The sequence below is a fragment of the Bradyrhizobium sp. USDA 327 genome (assembly GCF_041262065.1).
GTDB classification, from domain to species: Bacteria; Pseudomonadota; Alphaproteobacteria; order Rhizobiales; family Xanthobacteraceae; genus Bradyrhizobium; species Bradyrhizobium liaoningense.
This window is the reverse complement of sequence record NZ_JBGCCW010000001.1, coordinates 3,634,460-3,653,684: the sequence shown is the minus strand read 5'-3', so window position 1 is coordinate 3,653,684 and position 19,225 is coordinate 3,634,460. Positions and strand designations below refer to the sequence as shown.

The following is a 19,225-nucleotide window of genomic DNA, read 5'->3' as shown; positions in this document are numbered from 1 at the left end:
AAAGTGTCCGCGCGTATCCTGGTTGTCGATGACGTTCCTGCCAACGTCAAACTCCTCGAAGCCCGCCTCTCCGCCGAATATTTCGACGTCATGACCGCTTCGAACGGCACCGAGGCGCTGGCGATCAGCCGGCGCGCCGAATGCGACATCATCCTGCTCGATGTGATGATGCCCGACATGGACGGTTTCGAAGTCTGCCGCCGCCTCAAGACCGATCCCGCCACGCACCACATTCCCGTCGTCATGGTGACAGCGCTCGACAGCCCCGCCGACCGCAACCGCGGCCTGGAAGCCGGCGCCGACGACTTCCTCACCAAGCCCGTCTCCGACGTCGTGCTGATCGCGCGCGTGCGCTCGCTGACCCGGCTGAAGATGATGACCGACGAGCTGCGCATGCGCGCCATCACCTCGCTCGAGATCGGCATGCAGACGCCGGAGCGCAGCGCCGTGGCCGACACCGGCAAGGGCGGCCGCATCCTGCTGGTGGATGACCGCGAGTCCTCCTACGAGCGGCTGGCGACCATCCTCGCTGCCGAGCACACCATCGATGTCGAGCCGAACCCGACGGAGGCGCTGTTCCACGCCGCCGAGGGCAATTACGACCTCCTGATCGTCTCGCTCGACCTCAACAATTTCGACGGCCTCAGGCTGTGCAGCCAGGCGCGCTCGCTGGAGCGCACGCGGCATGTGCCGATCCTGGCCATCGCGGACCCCGAGAACTCGACGCGGCTGCTCCGCGGCCTCGAGATCGGCGTCAACGACTACCTGCTGCGTCCGATCGACAAGACCGAGCTGCTGGCCCGCGCCCGCACCCAGATCCGCCGCCGCCGCTACACCGATCATCTGCGCGACAACGTGCAGAACTCGATCGAGATGGCGATCACCGACGCGCTCACCGGCCTGCACAATCGCCGCTACATGGAGAGCCATCTCGCGACCCTCGCCGAGCAGGCCTCGATCCGCGGTAAGCCCTTGGCGCTGATGATCCTCGACATCGACTACTTCAAGTCGATCAACGACAATTACGGCCACGACGCCGGCGACGACGTGCTGCGCGAGTTCGCGGTGCGGGTGCGCAAGTCGATCCGCGGCATCGATCTCGCCTGCCGCTACGGCGGCGAGGAGTTCGTCATCGTGATGCCGGAGACCGATCTTCACGTCGCCGGCATGGTCGCCGAGCGCCTGCGCCGCTCGATCGCGGGTGAGCCGTTCGCGATCCACAAGGGCACCAAGCGCATCGAGGTCACGATCTCGATCGGGCTCACCACGCTGGAGCGGAAGGGCGAGGCGGTCGCCGACGTCCTCAAGCGCGCCGACACGGCGCTCTATCGCGCCAAGCACGACGGCCGCAATCGCGTGGTGTCGCAGGCGGCCTGAGGCCGCCACGACACAAAAGTTGCGAAAACAACCCCATGCACAGTAGCCGGCGCCAGTCGGATCAAGGACTTACGCGGGTGGCAAAGAGGCATGCGCAGGCGGCCGGCAAAGCCGTTTGACTTGTCGGGCAAAACAGGAGCATTTTGCGAACATCGCGAAATGGTCCTGACGTGTAGTTAGGTGTCGACGCTTCCTCCACATCCTCACTGTCGTCCCTGCGAACGCAGGGACCCCAGGGAGCGGTTATGGCGTGAGCTGGCAACCACGGGTCTTCGCCTAACTTCTCCCTGTGGTTATAGGTCCCGGCTCTGCGCTCCGCTTCGCTGCGCTTGTCCGGGACGACAGTGGTTATTGTGGCGCGCGCTTGTGCTGCTTCACCGCATCATCGCCCACATCCACGCCCGCATTGCGCAGCAGCACCTTTGCCGCTTCCTTCGCTGCGCGCGCCATCGCCGGATCGTCGCGCACGAGGTCCTGGGCGATGGAGCCGTCGACCAGCAGCACGAGCTGCGTCGCGAGCGCATCGGCATCGGCGACGCCGAGCTCGGTCAACCGCTCGCGAAACCAGATGCGGCGGCTTTCCTTGAAGGCGATGGCGATCTTCTTCACGGCGCGGTCGGTGGGGCCCAGCTCGGCGACTGCATTGACGAACGGGCAGCCGCGAAAATCTTTCGCCGCAAACCGCCGCTCCAGCGAATCGAACGCCGCGAGAATCTGCTCGGCCGGCGGCTTGTCGGACGGGCGCTGAGCTACGAAGCGGCGCTCGAGATAGGCCGCGATCAGCGCGTCCTTGGAGGGGAAGTGGTTGTAGAGCGTGCGCTTGGAGATGCCGATCTCGGCCGCGATGGTGTCGACGCCGATGGCGCGAATGCCTTGCAGATAGAATAGCTTGTCGGCGGTCTCGAGGATCCGCTCTTTCATCGTCTGTTGTTTGGGCGGGGGAGCCATGCGGTAGCACGCGTCCTGTTCGCTTGACAGCACCGGACATCCATAGCCTATGTAAACAGATCTGTGTACCCAAAATCAACGGCAAAAACAGACGACGGCATTTGCGCCGTGCCGACGAGGGAGAAGAAAATGCCTCTGCTGCAGGTCCTGCGTCCGACATTGCCGATCCTGATCGGCGCATCGATCATGCTGACGCTGAGCATGGGGCTGCGGCAGAGCCTCGGGATCTTCATGCAGCCGCTGACGCATGACATCCACATTTCGATCTCGGATTTCACGCTGGCGCTGGCCGTACAGAACCTCGCCTGGGGCTTTCTCCAGCCACCCGCCGGCGCGCTCACGGTGCGCTACGGCTTCCGCCCGATCATGATTGCGGGCGCGCTGATGTACATTGCAGGGCTCGCGCTGATGGCAACCGCGAACGGGCTCGTCAGCATCATGATCGGAGCGGGCGTGCTGATCGGCACGTCGCTGGCCTGCACTGCCGCGGCGATCGCGATGTCGGTGGCGGCGCGCGCGGTGCCGGAAACGGTGCGTTCCACCGTGCTCGGCATCGTCTCCGGCGCGGGCTCGCTCGGCGCGCTCCTGTCGGCGCCGATCGGGCAGATGCTCAACGAGGGTTTCGGCTGGCGCATCGGGCTTGCCGGCTTCGTGATCATGTCGGTGCTGATGATCCCCGCCGCCTGGTATGCCGGCCGTGTCGACAGGATCCCGCTGCCGAAGCCGGCGGCCGACGATATCGGAGATGCCACGGCCGCGACGGCGGCGAGGACAGCATTCGGCAATGCGTCCTTCGTGGTGATGACCTGCGCCTATCTCGTCTGCGGCATGCAGCTGGTGTTCCTCACCACGCACTTGCCGTCGTATCTGGCGATCTGCGGTCTCGATCCGATGCTGAGCGCGCAGACGCTCGGCATGATCGGCGGCTTCAACGTGCTGGGCTCGCTGTTCTTCGGCTGGGCCGGCCAGCGCTGGAACAAGCTGGCACTGCTCGGCGGCATCTACATCCTGCGCTCGCTGGCGCTCGCCTGGTACTTCACGCTGCCGGCGACGCCGTTCTCGACGCTGCTGTTCGGCGCGATCATGGGCTTTTTGTGGATGGGCGTCGGCCCGCTGGTCGCGGGCGCGGTCGCCGAGATGTTCGGCCTGCGCTGGCAGGCGATGATCCAGGGCCTCGCCTTCATGAGCCACCAGATCGGCAGCTTCCTCGGCGCCTATGGGGGAGGGGTGCTCTACGACGCGCTCGGCTCCTACACCATGGCCTGGCGCATCGGCGTCGCGCTCGGCCTCGCCGGCGGCATCGTGCAGGTCGCGTTCGCGCTGATCCGCCCGTCGCAGCCGCCGGCGCCCGTGTTGCGGACGGCGTAGCAGGGGCGACTGGTCGCTTTCGTCAGCTTGGGAGCTTACCGCGGACGCCGCGCTGTTTAGTCGTCATGGGCCGATTGTGACCCAGCGCAGACTACCACTCCGTTCAAGCCGGGCAGAGGTCGCTCGCCGCCTCCGATCATTGCCAACTTTCGTAGACAAGCAGGACCCGAGATGGACATGGGCGGGTGAAGAGGGAGAGCCCGGCGGATCGGCGACGGCTCCTCACAAGCCTTGTGAGCCCACTGCGGTTAGGATCGCATCATTGTCGGCAAGGATAAGCGAATCTGCTGTGAGAAATCGGCTGCGCCATCGGCCGCCTGTGCGGCTTCGTTGATCAAGGACCCGCGCCTCAGTTCATCAAACGGCAGCGTCGCCTCTATCCGGCCGGAGTGGTAGAGATAGCTATCGATCAGTCCATTGAACAGATGTCGAATGTCGAAGCGCCCCTGTCGGCCCGCCGCATTTGCATAGCGCACGATGTTGATCGTGCAGCTGTTGGTCAACAGATGGTAGAACTCCGGCTGATCGGCGAGTTCGTTGATGCGCGTCAAATAGATCGTTAGCAGCCGGCGCGCGTCGTCAGCCGATGTATTGAGGCGATACAGGTACACCGGCTCGTGGCGATGGTTGGTGCGCACGCCCACAACATCACGCTCTTCACCCACCACGTAGATGAGCTCGAATTGCTTGAACAATGAGGCGACGGGCGCAAAGCCTTCGCCGACCTCAGGACGCGTCTCGATGGAGATGGCCAGTGGTGGCGCGTTGTCGAAGACAAAACTCACAAACGTGTGTCCGACTGGCCCCTCGGTGAAATAGGAAACGTAGAAATCGAGGGCTATCAAGTGCGACAGCGACACCTCGCGCTCCTCGTAGCGCACCGTGAGGTCGCTTCGACTTCGGTAGTCGAAGTTACGGACACCGGTCAGGCGCACGCGGTCGCCGTCGATGGCCGCCCGCGGCATCACCGCGACTTCCGGTCGCCAATGGCGATCGTGTGATGGAGGGATTGAGATCCACCATGCGACGACACCGAAAAACATGACGAGGAAGAGAACGGACGTGCGCCGTTGGCGCGAACGCCAGAGCGCCCAAATCGCAAAGCCCGCAAACGCTCCGGCCGAAATCGTACGCAGCCCACCCCAAGGCAAGTTCGAGTAGTAGATGGCCAGTACGGCCCATGTGACGAGCATGATCCGAATGAGAGAGCCAATTGGCTTTCCCGGCCACCTGACCAACATTGATACGAATTTACGCACTGAAATCACCTGGCTGCTCCTGCCGCAAAGCTCCGGCAATGCCTTTCTACAGCTCCGTTGTGTCAGATCACCTGTCGTTTCATTGTGAATAGTTGCACGCTACAGTAGCTCTTCGCGAACGAGAAGCGATGGCCTCGTTTTTTACAGTGCGTTCAAAGGGCTGCGCGACCTCACCTTCGTAGTGGGCTTGTTGCTGCCGATATCTGGATTTGTCCGCCTCTTTCTGGGCCTCAGCCACTGGAAGGATGCGGGCTGGGTGATGCTGCGGCGCATTCGGAATTCTCGCTGGCCTCGTTATTCTCACGGGGTTCCCGATGACAGGCCTTTGGGTGCTCGGATTTGTGCTCGTCGTCGACCTGATCTCTCACGGCATAGCCTGGCTGACCTATGCATGGCCGCCGGCGACGAGAACGGCATAGTGGAAACGAGTCGATAAAAGGGAGTGCGCTGATGGCGATCGCAGCTGAAAGACCAATCCTCCTGATCAAGAAACTCGCGGGTATCCTTCTCCTGCTTTTCGGCTTGCTATTCACGGCGCTCGGCTTGAGCAGCGAGTCCAGCGGAGTCACCGCGATCGGTGTTGCCTTCCTGGTTGCCGGCGCGATCTTCCTGGTTCTCAAGATCATGAGGCGCAACCAGGGCGATCCGCTCTGACCGAGGCCGCGAGATCGGCCTGTCGCTGCAAGAGCCACGCACGGCATCGCAATCGCGAAGGTCTGGCCGCTTCAACCGAACGCAGCCGATACGCAACGAGGGGGACCGTGCGCGATGATGTCAGGAACTCTCTTGAACAAATTGTACAGTGCGCGGCGGATCCGACCGTCGATGAGCGGAACATGCCGTTCGCTGTCGATCGCGGTGGTGCTCTCGACCTGGCTCGGTGGAGCGAGCCTGGCGCAGCAAGCGCTTCAGGCAGATGGCGCGGCCACGCTCTTTCAGAACGTCCGCATCTTTGATGGGAAGAGCGCCACGCTGTCTGCCTCCTCCAACGTCTTGGTGCGCGGCAACAAGATAGAATCAATCTCGCTACAGCCGATAGCGGTGGATATCCCGGCGGACATTCGCATTGTCGAAGGCGGCGGACGCACACTGATGCCCGGCCTCATCGACAACCATTGGCATGCGATGTTGATCCGGGTCACGCCGGCACAGTCGTTCGGCGACGTCGGCTACGTCAATCTTGTCGCTGGCGACGAGGCCACGCACACTCTCATGCGCGGCTTTACCAGCGTTCGAGATGTGGGCGGGCCGGTGTTCGGGCTCAAGAGCGCCATCGACGAAGGTATCATCAAGGGTCCGCGCATCTATCCGTCCGGCGCGGTCATTACTGTCACGAGTGGGCACGGGGATTTCCGCCAGCTTACCGACCTGCCGCGGACGATCGGCGGCATGCTCACCCGCATGGAACAGACCGGTGGGGCAATGATTGCGGACAGCCCCGACGAGGTCCGCGTCCGTGTCCGCGAGCAGCTCATGCAAGGCGCTTCCCAGGTCAAGTTGACGGCTGGCGGCGGAGTGTCGTCGCCTTTCAGTCCGATCGACGTGACCACGTTCACCGAACCCGAAATACGCGCCGCCGTTGAAGCGGCTGAGAATTGGGGCACGTACGTCGCTGCGCATGCCTTTACGTCTGCTGCGATTCGGGGAGCCATTGCGGCTGGGGTGAAGTGTATCGAACACGGCTTCCTGATGGACGACGCAACAGCGAAACTGATGGCAGAGAAGGGTGTCTGGTTGAGCATACAGCCTCTCCCCGAGGACTTGAGGCTGGGCTTTCCCGTAGGCTCCATCCAGCGAGCCAAGGCGGATGAGGTCTGGCCCGGCATAGCCAGATCCTACGAGTTGGCGAGGAAGTACAAGATCAAGACGGCGTGGGGCACCGACGTCCTGTTCTCCGCAGCGCTCGCGCGTCAACAGGGGGCCATCCTGGCCTCACTCGCTCGCTGGTACACGCCTGCCGAAGCGCTGACCATGGCGACATCGACGAACGCCGAACTGCTGGCGCTATCGGGCAAGCGGAATCCTTATCCCGGCAAACTCGGCGTCGTGGAACAGGGCGCACTCGCGGATTTGCTGCTCGTCGACGGAAATCCCCTGGACAATATCGGCCTTCTTGCCGACCCCGCCAACAATTTCAAGATCATCATGAAAGATGGAATTATCTACAAAGATACGCTTGCGCGTTAGCAGCAACGTCATCGCCCTGTTCGATGGACGAGGTCGCGCTCGATCCCAAAGCGAAGTACCAACCCGTGCCGGGTAATTCCGCTTGTGCCCGAAGGCGAAGAGAGGTTCGGGAAGCCGTATAGGGCTGCTGTAGCAGGTAGAGCGGACGCTGATCGCTCTGCCGTCAATGGGCGCATCCGACCCAGATGTATGGTCCGGCCGTGCGGTGCAAGAAGATTTCGACGATCCGGTAGATGGGCAACATGGTACTGGCTCCTGTAGTAGCTACAGGATGTAGAGTGGCGAGCCAAATAACAAGGATGCTCGATACCAAGGATGCCTCGATATGGAGACGGCAGAACTAGTTGAGCCAGTGCGTTATCGCGTCATGGGCATGGATTGTTCGTCGTGTGCCGAGAAAATCGAAATAGCGGCGCGTGCAATCTCGGGCGTGCTGGAAGCAAGAGTTTCAATTGCTTCGCAGGAAATGAGGCTCCACATTGATGAAAAGGCGGCTCCGCTGCCCGAGCTTGAGCGAACGGTCGCTGGGCTGGGCTATATGCTCGCGCGTCTAGACGCGAACGATGCCGACGACAAGATTGTGGACCTCTCCCATGTCACGCCCGCTTACAAGCGTGCCCTATGGATTGTGGTTCTGCTCAATGCCGGTTATGGCGTCATCGAAACCATCGGCGGGTTTATCGCTGGCTCTCAGGCGCTCAAGGCGGACGCGCTAGACTTTCTTGGCGACGGAATGATCTCTTTCCTAGGGCTGATTGCTGTGGGGTGGGGGCTGGCCGCACGGGCCAAGGCGGCAATGTTGCAAGGAATTTTTCTGGGCGTTCTGGGCATAAGTGTGCTCGTCGCAACCGTCTATCGCGTGTTGGTCGTTCAGCAGCCGGAAGCGCAACTGATGGGCGTGCTCGGCCTGATCGCTCTTGCCGTGAATATAGCTGCGGCTGTTGTTCTCCTTCCACACCGACATGGCGATGCCAATGTGCGCGCAGTGTGGCTGTTCAGCCGGAACGACGCTATCGGGAATGTGGCTGTCGTCATCGCGGCCTTACTCGTCGCTTGGACGCGAACGCCGTGGGCGGACCTAGTGGTAGCGGTCATCATCGCTGGCCTGTTCCTGCAATCGGCGTTTTCCATCATCAAGGACGCACGCAGTGACTTGAACGTGGCCACGCGCGCGCGTGGCCAAGTGTGAGCGGTTGTGAGCGAGCGGACGACGTCGGGTTGTGGCCCGAAGGCGAAGAGGGAAGCCGCATAGGGCTGCTGTAGCAGTAGAGCGGACGTTGATCGCTCTACCCTCAGTGGGTGCATCTGACCCAGAGCGAACGTCCAGGGCTTCGGTTGAGGTCGTGACCAGGACCGACCGATCACGTTTGTCGGGATACGAGCCACAGAAACCTGCTCATTAGTGCGGCAGGGAACGGCGCCCCAGTCTAGCCACCCAGGTCTTCCCGAGAAGGGTTCAGCGGGACGAGGCCAACCCATCGAAGCCATGTTGCAGTCTGCCCTGCTGGAGTTGTCGGACGTCAAGTCGTCTCGTCGCAAAACCGCTAGCACGCCCCTCGCCACAGGGACTAAGACATGGAATGGGCGGGCCATACGACGCATTGGACACTTGAGACCGGAGTTAAGGTGTGGCTGAGGACCAATTCCGTGTCGCACGACTATCCACCGGCAGGAACCGACCTGCCGATCATACTCGGTGATGCAACTATCATCAGCACCTGGGTGGTGAGTTCGTCGCCGAGCAAACTTGTCCTCGAGCTAGACGACGGTCATCTCCGACGTCTGACGCCGGGCGCTTCAGGCTTATCGCCTCGCGGATTTCCGGGCTCAGAGTGGATCGTGCAGCGGCGCGTGTAGCTAAGCGGCAGGCCGCTTGTCACGCGTCGAACGAAACGATTTGTACCGATCAATCTGGTTTGCGAGGCGGACCCAGCTTTGCGACAGAGACTTGAGGAGTCTTGCTTCAGTCTCGTCCCGCGCTGATTGCATCAAGCTGAGGCATTCAGTGGACTGGGCACGACAACGTTTCACGGTTTCCATGAATGCTACCCCACCCCAATCGCCAAACCTGTTAGCTAGCTTGACATACTTCCGAGCGAAAATCTGTGGGCTCGCTCACATTCTTTATAGGGCCTGGTTCCGCCGCCATAGATGCGCTTAGCGTCGTTGCGCGGGCCGCTCGCACACAGGCTGGCGTTGATGTCCATCGTTGCCTGTTAGGCTCGAAGAGCCGGGGACCCATGTCTTCGCGGTGTGCCGTGTTGCTTTCTGGATTCCGGCTCTGCGCAGCAGCGTTGTACGCTGCAGCCGTCCGGGACATGCAGCGGAGAAAATGAAAACGGGGCCCGTGAGGGCCCCGTCAAAGTCTTCAACGTCCCGCGATCTTACTTGATCTTGGCTTCGCGGAATTCGACGTGCTTGCGCGCGACCGGATCGTACTTCTTCTTGACCAGCTTGTCGGTCATGGTGCGCGAGTTCTTCTTGGCGACATAGTAGAAGCCGGTGTCGGCCGAGGACACGAGCTTGACCTTGATGGTGACCGCTTTGGCCATGTTCTGAACCTCAGAATATCGGGGAATCTGGAGCCGGCCAAACGGCCCGCGTTGGCCGGCAACCTAGCCAGAAACCGCCTGATGTCAAGGTTTCGAAGCGTTTTCGAGCGAAGTGAGCACCGGTTCGCGTCAAGAAAACGCGTCAAAAACAACAACCTAGAGCCCCGAAGGGAGCTCTAGGGCCGGAAAACCACTCAAAACGGGCCGATCAGGCCTCGAAGAACCGGTTTTTCGGCCGTGGCAGCCCCAGATTCTCCCTCAAAGTGGCACCCTCATACTCTTTGCGGAAAATCCCGCGCTTCTGAAGCTCCGGGACCACCTTGTCGACGAAATCGTCGAGGCCGGCGGGCAGGAACGGGAACATGATGTTGAACCCGTCGGAGCCGCGCCCGACCAGCCATTCCTCCATCTGGTCAGCGATGGTTTTGGCGGTGCCGACGAACGACAGGCCGCCATAGCCGCCGACGCGCTGGGCGAGCTGGCGCACGGTGAGCTTTTCGCGGGCGGCGAGATCGACCATGCGCTGGCGACCGCTCTTGCTGGCGTTGGTCTCGGGGATCTCGGGAAGGGGGCCATCGGGATCGAAGCCGGAGGCATCCGTGCCGAGGATGACGGAGAGCGAGGCGATGGCGCTGTCGTAGTGCACGCGGCTGTCGAGCAAAGCGCGCTTCTCCCTGGCCTCATCGACGCTGTCGCCGACCACGACGAAGGCGCCGGGCAGGATCTTCAGGTGCTCGGGATCGCGGCCGACCTTCTCCATGCGGCCCTTGATGTCGGCGTAGAGCTTCTGGCCGTCGGCGAGACTGCCGCCGCCGGTGAACACGGCTTCCGCGGTCTCAGCCGCGAGCTGCCTGCCGTCCTCGGAGGCGCCGGCCTGCACGATCACCGGCCAGCCCTGCACCGGACGGGCGATGTTGAGCGGCCCGCGCACCTTCAGATATTTGCCCTTGTGGTCGAGCGTGTGCATCTTCGCGGGATCGAAGAACAGGCCGCTTTCGACATCGCGAACGAAGGCATCGTCGGCGAAGGAATCCCACAGGCCGGTGACGACGTCGTAGAACTCGCGGGCGCGCTTGTAGCGCTCGGCGTGCTCCATGTGATCGTCGAGGCCGAAATTCAGCGCCGCGTCCGGGTTCGAGGTGGTGACGATATTCCACCCCGCACGCCCGCCGCTGAGATGGTCGAGCGAGGCGAAGCGGCGGGCGACGTGATAGGGCTCGTCGAAGGTGGTCGAGCCTGTCGCGATCAGGCCGATGCGCTCGGTGACGGCCGAGAGCGCCGACAGCAGCGTGAACGGTTCGAACGAGGTCACGGTGTGGCTGCGCTTGAGCGCGTTGATGGGCATGTTCAGCACGGCCAGGTGATCGGCCATGAAGAAGGCGTCGAACTTGCCGGCCTCGAGCTTTTGGATCAGCGTCTTGATGTGGCCGAAGTTGAAATTGGCGTCGGGCCAGGCCCCGGGATAGCGCCAGGCGCCGGTGTGGATGCTGATCGGGCGCATGAACGCGCCAAGCTTGAGTTGCCGTTGTGCCATCGCCCGGTGTCCGTTTTTGGTGACGCTCGGGAAGACATAGGGACGCGGCGAAACTCCGCCATTAGGTACGGCGGGAAGAATATTTTGTTTTTTGCAGATCTCTCAGCACGTCATTCCGGGGCGCGCCTCCTGGCGCGAACCCGGAATCCATCTCCCCGCAGTCTCGGCGGCCCAATGGATTCCGGGTTCGCCGCTGACGCGGCGCCCCGGAATGACGGACGAGGGCGTGGCGGCCCTGAGCCTAGCTCAAAATATCCTTCTGCATCTTGCCGCCGTAGAAATGGAAGAACGGCACCGGCGCATCGTGGCGGAGCGGGCCGGTGGCAAGGCGGTTGTCGAGCTCGTTGAGCACGTTGCGCGTCATGGGATGCAGATCGGCGAGCGGTTTCGAGCCGAGCTCGACCCAGACCAGCTCGACCAGCTCCGCATCGGCATGGATCACGCCCTCGACGCGATGGGTGATCGCGGACGCGTCGGCCGTGAAGAAGCGCGTGTCGAACCGCTTGACGCGGCCGGGCGGGGTGATCGCGCGCGCGATCAGGAACAGGCCGGAGGGATCGGGCAGCAGGCCCGCATCCGCAAACGGCTTCCAGGGGCCGTCGAGCCTCGTCACCTTGCCCTCAGCCTTGCGGCCGAGGCACAGGCCGGTTTCTTCACAGGCTTCGCGGATCGCGGCAATGGCGAGCGATTTCGCGCGGGAGGCCGGCGTCTTCGGGCTGCCCTTGGCGAGATTGGTCTCCAACTCCGCGGTGATGGGCGCAGCGCACGGCACGCGATGGTCGGCCTTGTCGACGCGGCCGCCCGGGAAGACGAATTTTCCGGGCATGAACACCACCTTGTCGTGCCGCTTGCCGACCAGCACTTTCGGACTGGCGCCGCTGCGATCGACCAGGATCAGTGTCGCCGCATCCCGTGGGCGGAAATAGGGATGATGGTCGGCTTCCTTCTCCTCATGGACCTTGGTTTTCTCCGCTGCCTGCGCAATATCCGTCATGTCCTCACCCAAACCGCTTCTTGCTTATTTGCTTACACGGGCGGAATACCATCCGGAGGGTTCTCGTCAAACCCGTGCATGCGCAGAGCCCATTGCAAGCCGACCACAGCTCCCTTCACCGGCTGCAGCAGCGCGAGCGAGGCGACGAAGGTGAAGGGCAGATAGGCCGCGAAGCTGATCCAGACCGGCGTGGTGTAGTTGGTCTCGATCCACAAAACCGCCGGCACCACGATGTGGCCGACGATGACGATGACGAGATAGGCGGGCAGATCGTCGGCGCGGTGCGGCGTGAAGTCGAGGCCGCATGTCGCGCAATTGTCCGCCGTCTTCAGGAAGGCGCGGAACAGCTTTCCCTCGCCGCAGCGCGGGCAGCGGCCGCGAAAGCCGCGCTTCATCGCCGTCCAGAGATCGCGCTTCTCGACGAGGCCGCTCTCGCGCGTCCAGATCTTCGGGGCCGTGCTCATCGTCACCATGCCTTGCCCTTCTGTCCCTTGCCTTTTCCCTTGCTCTTCGTCTGGTTTTTCCCCTGACCCTTCTTCCCCTTGCCGGATTTCTGTGTCTCCGGCTTGCGTTTTTTCTCTGGGCTGCGTCCGGGATGGGCCTTTGACGATTTGCGTTGCGGGCGGAACGGCCTGCGCTCCCTTGGGGAGCTCTCGCTCTGCGACGACAGCAATTCGAAGCGCAGTGCGCCCGCGATCGGGGCTGCTTCTATCAGACGGACGTCGACGACGTCACCGAGCTGATAGATCGTGCCGCTGCGTGTGCCGACCAGCGCGTGACGGCTCTCGTCATAGTTGAAATATTCCGTGCCGAGGGATCGGATCGGGATCAGCCCGTCGGCGCCGGTCTCGCTCAGCTTGACGAACAGGCCGGCGCGCGTCACGCCGGAGACGCGGCCCTGGAAACTTGCGCCGATGCGATCGGCGAGGTGATGGGCGATCAGGCGGTCGACGGTCTCGCGCTCCGCCTTCATCGCGCGCCGTTCGGTCACAGAGATGTGGGCGGCGACTTCGCTCAAGGTCTCAGGCGTCTCGCTGTCGGGCAGGGCGCCTTCACCGAGGCCGAGCGCGCGGACCAGCGCGCGGTGCACGACGAGGTCGGCATAGCGGCGGATCGGCGAGGTGAAATGCGCATAGCGGCGCAGATTCAGGCCGAAATGGCCGTAATTCTCGGAGGAATATTCGGCCTGCGCCTGGGCGCGCAGCACGACTTCGCTCACCAGCGGATAGTAGTCATGGCCTTCGAGCTGGGCCAGCACGCGGTTGAACAGCGTCGGGCGCAACGCGCCTGATTTCGTGAAGGGGACGTCGAGCGTCTCCAGAAATTCCGCGAGCGCGTGGACCTTCTCCAGCGTCGGCTCGTCATGCACGCGGTAGATCAGCGGCAGCGATTTCTTCTCCAGCATCTCGGCTGCCGCGACGTTGGCGAGGATCATGAACTCCTCGATCAGCTTGTGCGCATCGAGCCGCTCAGGCACGACGACGCGATCGACCGTGCCGTCGCTCTTCAGCAGGATCTTGCGCTCGGGCAGATCGAGATTGAGCGGATCGCGCTCGTCGCGTGCGCGCTTGGCGCAGGCATAGGCGGCATAGAGCGGTTTCAGGATCGGATCGAGCAGGGGGCCGGTGATATCGTCAGGCTTTCCGTCGATCGCAGCCTGTGCCTGCGCGTAGCTGAGCTTGGCCGCCGAGCGCATCAGGATGCGGTGGAAGCTGTGCGAACGCTTGCGCCCGTCCGGGCCGAGCACCATCCGCACCGCGAGCGCGCCGCGCGGCTCGCCCGGCACCAGCGAGCAGAGATTGTTGGAGATGCGCTCGGGTAGCATCGGCACGACGCGGTCGGGGAAGTAGACCGAGTTGCCGCGGTCGAGCGCGTCGCGATCGAGCGCAGTGCCCGGGCGGACGTAGAAGCTGACATCGGCAATGGCGACGTTGACGATGAAGCCGCCCTTGTTGTTGGGATCGTCGTCGGGCTGCGCGTGGACCGCGTCGTCGTGATCTTTTGCGTCCGGCGGATCGATCGTGGCCAGCGGGACGTCGCGCCAGTCCTCGCGTCCCCTGAGATTGGCGGGCTCGGCCGCCTCCGCCTCGCGCTCGGCGGCGGCGGAGAATTGCAGCGGGATGTCGTGGGCGTAGATCGCGATCAGGCTGATCGCCTTCTCCGACTTGACCGAGCCGAGCTTCTCCTTCACGCGGCCGGAGGCGAGGCCGAAGCCGCGCGAGCGGACGATGTCGACGCTGACGAGATCGCCGTCCTGCGCGCCGTGCGTATCGGTCTTGGCGATATTCAGCTCGCGGTCGGCGAACTTCTTGTCGACGGGGACAAGCCGTCCGCCGCCTTCGGGAAGCTCGCGAAACACCCCGAGGATGCGGCTCTTGGCCTTGTCGATGACCTTGATGATGCGGCCGCGCCAGGCGGGGCCTTCGGTCTCGTCCGAGCGCTCGACGCGCAGCAGCGCGCGGTCGCCGACGCCGGCCGCGGTGCCGGGCTTCGGCCGGCGCGGCATCTCGATCAGGATCTTCGGCGGCTCGCCGCTCTCGACCTCGTCCCATTCGGCCGGGGAGGCGATCAATTCGCCATCGGAGTCGCGGCCGGTGATGTCCGCGAGCAGCGTCGGCGGAAGCGTGTCCGGTTCGGAGACCTTGTGGCGCCTCTTCTTGATGATGCCGTCGTCGGCGAGCTCGCGCAGCATGCGCTTGAGCTCGACGCGGTCGGCGTTCTTCAGGCCGAACTCGCGCGCAATCTCGCGGGTCCCGACATTTCCCTGATTTGCCTTGATGAAGGCGACGATGGCGCTCCTGTCGGGAAAGCCATGGTCTTTCTTGCGTTTCACTTAACCTCTAACTCTTGCCGGCACTCTTCTTGGCCGGAGTATTTGCAGGATTCTTGGTGGCGGCGGCCTTGGTCGGCGACGTCTTGGCGGTCGACGGCACGGCGGCGCGCGCCTTGCTGGTGGATTCGGATTTGGTTTTGGCCGCGGCTTTCTTCGCGGCCGGCTTCTTCGGTTTTGGCGCGGCGTCTTCGCCGTCCGCAGCTTTCTTGTCCGAAGTTTTCTTGCCCTTGGCCGGCTTCGCCGCTTTCTTCGCCGACTTGGTGGTCTTCTTGCCGCCACCCTTGGCCGCGCGCTCGTCGATCAGTGCGATTGCCTGCGGCAGGGTGATCGTATCCTTCTCGAACTCGGCCGGGATCGTCGCATTGACGCCGCCGGCCGTGACATAGACGCCGTAACGCCCGCTCTTGACGGTGACGGTGCCGAGCGTTGGATGATCGCCGAGCGCCTTGCCGGGATCGGCGCCGAAGCGGCGGCTCGGACCCTTGGCGACCTTTTCCGCGATCAACGTCACCGCGCGGTTGAGGCCGATGTCGAACACCTCGTCGCCGGCTTCCAGGCTGGCGTAGGTCTTGTCGTGCTTCACGAACGGGCCGAAGCGGCCGAGGCCGGCGGTGATCGGAAGACCGCTTTCCGGATGCTTGCCGATTTCACGCGGCAGCGACAGCAGCTTCAGCGCGAGCTCGAGGTCGACATCGCTGGGCGAGGTGCCCTTCGGGATGCCGGCGCGCTTGGGCTTCTCGCCTTCTTCATAATCCTTCTGCTCTCCGAGCTGGATATAGGGGCCGAAGCGGCCGGCCTTGACCCAGACATCGCGACCCGTATCGGGGTCCTGGCCGAGCGAACGATCGGCGGTCGCTTCGCTGTCGGCGGCGAGCTGACGGGTGTAGCGGCATTCCGGATAGTTCGAGCAGCCGACGAAGGCGCCGAACTTGCCGGCCTTCAGGTTCAGCCGGCCGGTGCCGCAGTTCGGGCACTGGCGGACGTCGCCGCCATCGGCGCGCGGCGGATAGATGTGCGGCCCCAGCATCTCGTCGAGCACGTCGAGCACCTGCGCGACGCGCAGATCCTTGATGTCGTCGACGGCGCCGATGAAGTCGCGCCAGAAGTCCTTCAGCACCTGCTGCCAGGAAATCTCGTTGTTGGAGATGCGGTCGAGCTGTTCCTCAAGACCCGCGGTGAAGTCGTATTCGACGTAGCGGCTGAAGAAGCTCTCCAGGAACGCGATCACGACGCGGCCCTTGTCCTCGCCGTGCAGGCGCTTCTTCTCCAGCTTGACGTAGCCGCGGTCCTTCAGGACCTGGAGGATCGAGGCGTAGGTGGAGGGCCGGCCGATGCCGAGCTCTTCCATGCGCTTGACGAGGGAAGCTTCCGAGAAGCGCGGCGGCGGCTCGGTGAAGTGCTGGGTGACGGACAGGCTCTGCCGTTTCAGCGCGTCGCCCGAACTCATGGCGGGCAGACGGCGGGAATCCTCGTCCTCCTCGTCGTCGCGGCCTTCCTGGTAGAGCGCCAGAAAACCGTCGAACTTGACGACCTGGCCGGTGGCGCGCAGCTCCAGCGTGCGGGAGCCTGCCTTCGCCGCGATGTCGACCGTGGTGCGCTCGAGCTCGGCGGATTCCATCTGGCTCGCGATCGTGCGCTTCCAGATCAGCTCATAGAGTTTCGCCTGATCGGCATCGAGCTTGCGGCTCAGGCTGTCCGGCCGGCGCGACAGATCCGTCGGGCGGATCGCTTCGTGCGCTTCCTGGGCGTTCTTGGCCTTGGCCTGGTACTGGCGCGGGGCATCCGGCACATAGGCGTTGCCGTAATCCTCGCCGATCACTTTGCGGGCCTGGGTGATCGCGGACGGATCGATCTGCACGCCGTCGGTACGCATATAAGTAATGAGTCCGGTGGTCTCGCCGCCGATGTCGATGCCCTCATAGAGGCGCTGGGCGATGCGCATGGTGTGCGCTGGCGCAAAGCCGTATTTGCGGCTGGCTTCCTGCTGCAGCGTCGAGGTGGTGAAGGGCGCCTGCGGATTGCGCCGGGCCGGCTTGGCATCGACCGCGGTCACGGTGTAGCTGGCTGCCTCCAGCGCCTTCTTGAAGTCTTCGGCCTCCGCGCCGGTGCCGATGTCGAGGCGCTGGATCTTCTTGCCGTCGGCGCCGACGAGGCGGGCCTCGAACGCATCGCCGCGCGGGGTAAGCAGAGTCGCGATCAGCGACCAGTATTCGCGCGGCACGAACTTCTCGATCTCGAGCTCGCGGTCGCAGACGAGGCGCAGCGCCACCGACTGCACGCGGCCGGCCGAGCGCGCGCCCGGCAGCTTGCGCCACAGCACGGGGGAGAGAGTGAAGCCGACCAGGTAGTCGAGCGCACGGCGCGCCATGTAGGCGTCGACCAGCGCGCCGTCGATCTGGCGCGGATGCTTCATCGCCTCGGAGACCGCCTGCTTGGTGATGGCGTTGAACACCACCCGCTCGATCTTCTGGTCCTTGAGCGCGCGCTTTTCCTTCAGCACCTCCAGCACGTGCCAGGAGATGGCCTCGCCCTCGCGATCAGGGTCGGTGGCGAGAATCAGGCGGTCGGCGCCCTTCAGGGACCTGGCGATCTCGTTGAGCCGGCCGGCCGCCTTGGGATCGACCTCCCAGATCATCTTGAAATTGGCATCGGGATCGACGGAGCCGTTCTTCGCGGGCAGGTCGCGGACATGGCCGAACGAGGCCAGAACCTCATAGGACGAGCCCAGATATTTGTTGATCGTCTTGGCTTTCGCCGGCGACTCCACGATGACGATATTCATGTAGTTCCAGTAACTTACGGGAAAATCTTGGGCCGAAAACGAAAGGACTCGGGTCGGCCGTTTCGACCCGAACATGGGTGGTGCGGCCTCCGCTGTCAAATCGAGGGGTGTTGAAAGCCGCCTCGATGGGAAAAGTTTCATATCGAGAAAGTTGCAGAATACCACCTTGGAGTTGCGGTCGATGTGGGCGTAATGTTGCTGTTGGGACCATGGATTCGGGTGGGGTCTTGGTGACTAAGCCAAAGAAACGGAAGCGTGCCGCATCGGGCGCGCGGGGAGGCTCGCGTCACGAGGAACCAGGGGAGGGCGGCGCGGACGAGGCCGTGGCCTTCATCGCCGAGCAGACCGGAGCGTTGCGCAAGCTCGCCGAGCGCCACAAGCTCGACGTGCTGTATTATCTCCTGGGCATGACCAAGCTGGAGGCCGACGAGCATCTGCGGCTGCGGACCAAGCGCAAGCTGTCGTGACAAGGCTAGATGGATTGGCGTGAACTGTCGCGTTCGACCGACGACAAAGCCAATGTGAAGAACGCGTCCAATCTCTCGAGCCTTGCGGACAAGCTCCGCAACGATGTTCGTAGCCTCGTGATCATGGTGGCATTGATCGGAGGGTTGATCCTATGGTTTGCGACCGTCGGCTCGACCGATCGGGTGCTCTATCGTGGCGTCGATCAAGCCTGGTCCGAGCCCGGTCGCGTCCATCTCAAGACGGAGCCTTCCGGTCACTACACGATCGAGCGGAATGCAGACTTTGCCGCCATGAAGGCCGGCTGTGTTTACGATCTGAACTACGAGGTCGGGTTCGGCCGGCGCCAGCGCGCGGATCGGCTGAAAATGGTTCGCAGGGCTACCCTGGTCGGATGCTAGACAGGGTTCGCTCCACTTGCATTGACGGTATGGTGGCAGCTCGCCGTCGCAATCAGGCCGACCGCCGTCGCGCCGGCCGCGGCTTCAGCGTGGTGTCGGCGGGACTGAGCAGCCGCCCGTCCTCGGCGCGCATTTCCAGCCTCTTCACCGGGCGGCCTTTCGCACGATCGACCAGGATGGTCGCGATCTCCTCGGGGTGATCGTCGAACTCCTCGCTCCATTGCCGCAGCGCGACCAGGATCGGGAAGGTGCCGCGGCCCTTCGGCGTCAGCAGATATTCCTGATAGGCGCTGCCGTCGGAGGCGGGGGCGGTCTCGAGAATGCCGTGGTCGACCAGCGATCGCAGGCGGGCCGACAGGATGTTCTTGGCCATGCCGAGCCTGCTCTGGAATTCGCCGAAGCGGCGCACGCCGAACAGCGCCTCGCGGACGATCAGCAGCGACCACCAGTCGCCGAGCGCCTCCAGCGAGCGTGCGATCGGGCAGGAATCGCCCTCGAAGCTGGTTCGTTTCACCATCGCGGTCT

Annotated in this window: 16 protein-coding genes; 7 read left to right on the top strand and 9 right to left on the bottom strand. The window is 63.5% G+C overall.

Going from position 1 to position 19,225, the window contains the following annotated elements:
* Positions 1-3 precede the first annotated feature (3 nt).
* Positions 4-1,377 carry a PleD family two-component system response regulator gene (locus ABIA42_RS16800; RefSeq protein ID WP_028177872.1) on the top strand — a complete coding sequence of 458 codons (1,374 nt, stop codon included), beginning with the start codon at positions 4-6 and terminating at the stop codon, positions 1,375-1,377.
* A 348-nt stretch (positions 1,378-1,725) separates the two neighbouring features.
* Here the strand turns inward: ABIA42_RS16800 and ABIA42_RS16795 are convergent, their stop codons facing one another.
* Entirely contained in the window at positions 1,726-2,325 is a 600-nt protein-coding gene (locus ABIA42_RS16795) for a TetR/AcrR family transcriptional regulator (RefSeq protein ID WP_370123118.1), read from the bottom strand.
* 129 nt (positions 2,326-2,454) lie between these two features.
* On the opposite strand from ABIA42_RS16795, the gene ABIA42_RS16790 reads away from it, so the two are divergent.
* Positions 2,455-3,693 (top strand): MFS transporter, encoded by a 1,239-nt coding sequence (locus tag ABIA42_RS16790; RefSeq protein WP_370123121.1) that lies wholly within the window; start codon positions 2,455-2,457, stop codon positions 3,691-3,693.
* Positions 3,694-3,941: 248 nt separating this feature from the next.
* On the opposite strand, the gene ABIA42_RS16785 is transcribed toward ABIA42_RS16790, so the two are convergent.
* A complete protein-coding gene (locus tag ABIA42_RS16785; RefSeq protein ID WP_370123124.1) occupies positions 3,942-4,952 on the bottom strand; it encodes a DUF4105 domain-containing protein in 1,011 nt (336 codons plus the stop codon).
* A 450-nt stretch (positions 4,953-5,402) separates the two neighbouring features.
* Between ABIA42_RS16785 and ABIA42_RS16780 the strand changes: the two genes are divergently transcribed.
* The 3 genes from ABIA42_RS16780 to ABIA42_RS16770 all read left to right on the top strand — a co-directional run bounded on the left by ABIA42_RS16780 (position 5,403) and on the right by ABIA42_RS16770 (position 8,328).
* Positions 5,403-5,606: a hypothetical protein gene (locus ABIA42_RS16780; RefSeq protein WP_028181690.1), complete on the top strand. Its 204-nt coding sequence runs from the start codon at positions 5,403-5,405 to the stop codon at positions 5,604-5,606.
* A 171-nt stretch (positions 5,607-5,777) separates the two neighbouring features.
* On the top strand, positions 5,778-7,139 hold the full coding sequence (locus ABIA42_RS16775) for an amidohydrolase family protein (protein ID WP_271529575.1): 1,362 nt from the start codon (positions 5,778-5,780) through the stop codon (positions 7,137-7,139).
* 325 nt (positions 7,140-7,464) lie between these two features.
* The gene (locus ABIA42_RS16770; protein ID WP_370123127.1) at positions 7,465-8,328 is read left to right on the top strand and encodes a cation diffusion facilitator family transporter; all 864 of its coding nucleotides are present in this window, start codon (positions 7,465-7,467) and stop codon (positions 8,326-8,328) included.
* A 1,195-nt stretch (positions 8,329-9,523) separates the two neighbouring features.
* On the opposite strand, the gene rpmG is transcribed toward ABIA42_RS16770, so the two are convergent.
* From rpmG to topA, 6 genes are all read right to left on the bottom strand, one after another.
* Complete coding sequence (gene rpmG / locus ABIA42_RS16765) at positions 9,524-9,691, bottom strand: 50S ribosomal protein L33 (protein ID WP_007603295.1); 168 nt, start codon at positions 9,689-9,691, stop codon at positions 9,524-9,526.
* A 208-nt stretch (positions 9,692-9,899) separates the two neighbouring features.
* Positions 9,900-11,225, bottom strand: coding sequence for an LLM class flavin-dependent oxidoreductase (locus tag ABIA42_RS16760; RefSeq protein ID WP_370123130.1), 1,326 nt, complete (start codon positions 11,223-11,225; stop codon positions 9,900-9,902).
* 241 nt (positions 11,226-11,466) lie between these two features.
* Positions 11,467-12,219, bottom strand: coding sequence for an NUDIX hydrolase (locus ABIA42_RS16755; RefSeq protein ID WP_370123133.1), 753 nt, complete (start codon positions 12,217-12,219; stop codon positions 11,467-11,469).
* Between the two features lie 32 nt (positions 12,220-12,251).
* Positions 12,252-12,692, bottom strand: a complete 441-nt coding sequence (locus ABIA42_RS16750; protein WP_271529451.1) for a DUF983 domain-containing protein — start codon at positions 12,690-12,692, stop codon at positions 12,252-12,254.
* The gene (gene rnr / locus ABIA42_RS16745) at positions 12,686-15,052 is read right to left on the bottom strand and encodes a ribonuclease R (RefSeq protein WP_370123136.1); all 2,367 of its coding nucleotides are present in this window, start codon (positions 15,050-15,052) and stop codon (positions 12,686-12,688) included. Before rnr ends, ABIA42_RS16750 begins: the two co-directional genes overlap by 7 nt.
* 7 nt (positions 15,053-15,059) lie before the next feature.
* Complete coding sequence (gene topA, locus ABIA42_RS16740) at positions 15,060-17,834, bottom strand: type I DNA topoisomerase (RefSeq protein ID WP_370123139.1); 2,775 nt, start codon at positions 17,832-17,834, stop codon at positions 15,060-15,062.
* Positions 17,835-18,157: 323 nt separating this feature from the next.
* Here topA and ABIA42_RS16735 point away from each other — a divergent pair, with 323 nt between their 5' ends.
* Both ABIA42_RS16735 and ABIA42_RS16730 read left to right on the top strand, forming a co-directional pair.
* On the top strand, positions 18,158-18,301 hold the full coding sequence (locus ABIA42_RS16735) for a hypothetical protein (protein WP_319327636.1): 144 nt from the start codon (positions 18,158-18,160) through the stop codon (positions 18,299-18,301).
* Between the two features lie 9 nt (positions 18,302-18,310).
* Positions 18,311-18,700 (top strand): hypothetical protein, encoded by a 390-nt coding sequence (locus ABIA42_RS16730; protein ID WP_271529447.1) that lies wholly within the window; start codon positions 18,311-18,313, stop codon positions 18,698-18,700.
* A 52-nt stretch (positions 18,701-18,752) separates the two neighbouring features.
* Here the strand turns inward: ABIA42_RS16730 and ABIA42_RS16725 are convergent, their stop codons facing one another.
* A complete protein-coding gene (locus tag ABIA42_RS16725; protein ID WP_271529446.1) occupies positions 18,753-19,217 on the bottom strand; it encodes a helix-turn-helix domain-containing protein in 465 nt (154 codons plus the stop codon).
* Between the last annotated feature and the right edge of the window lie 8 nt (positions 19,218-19,225).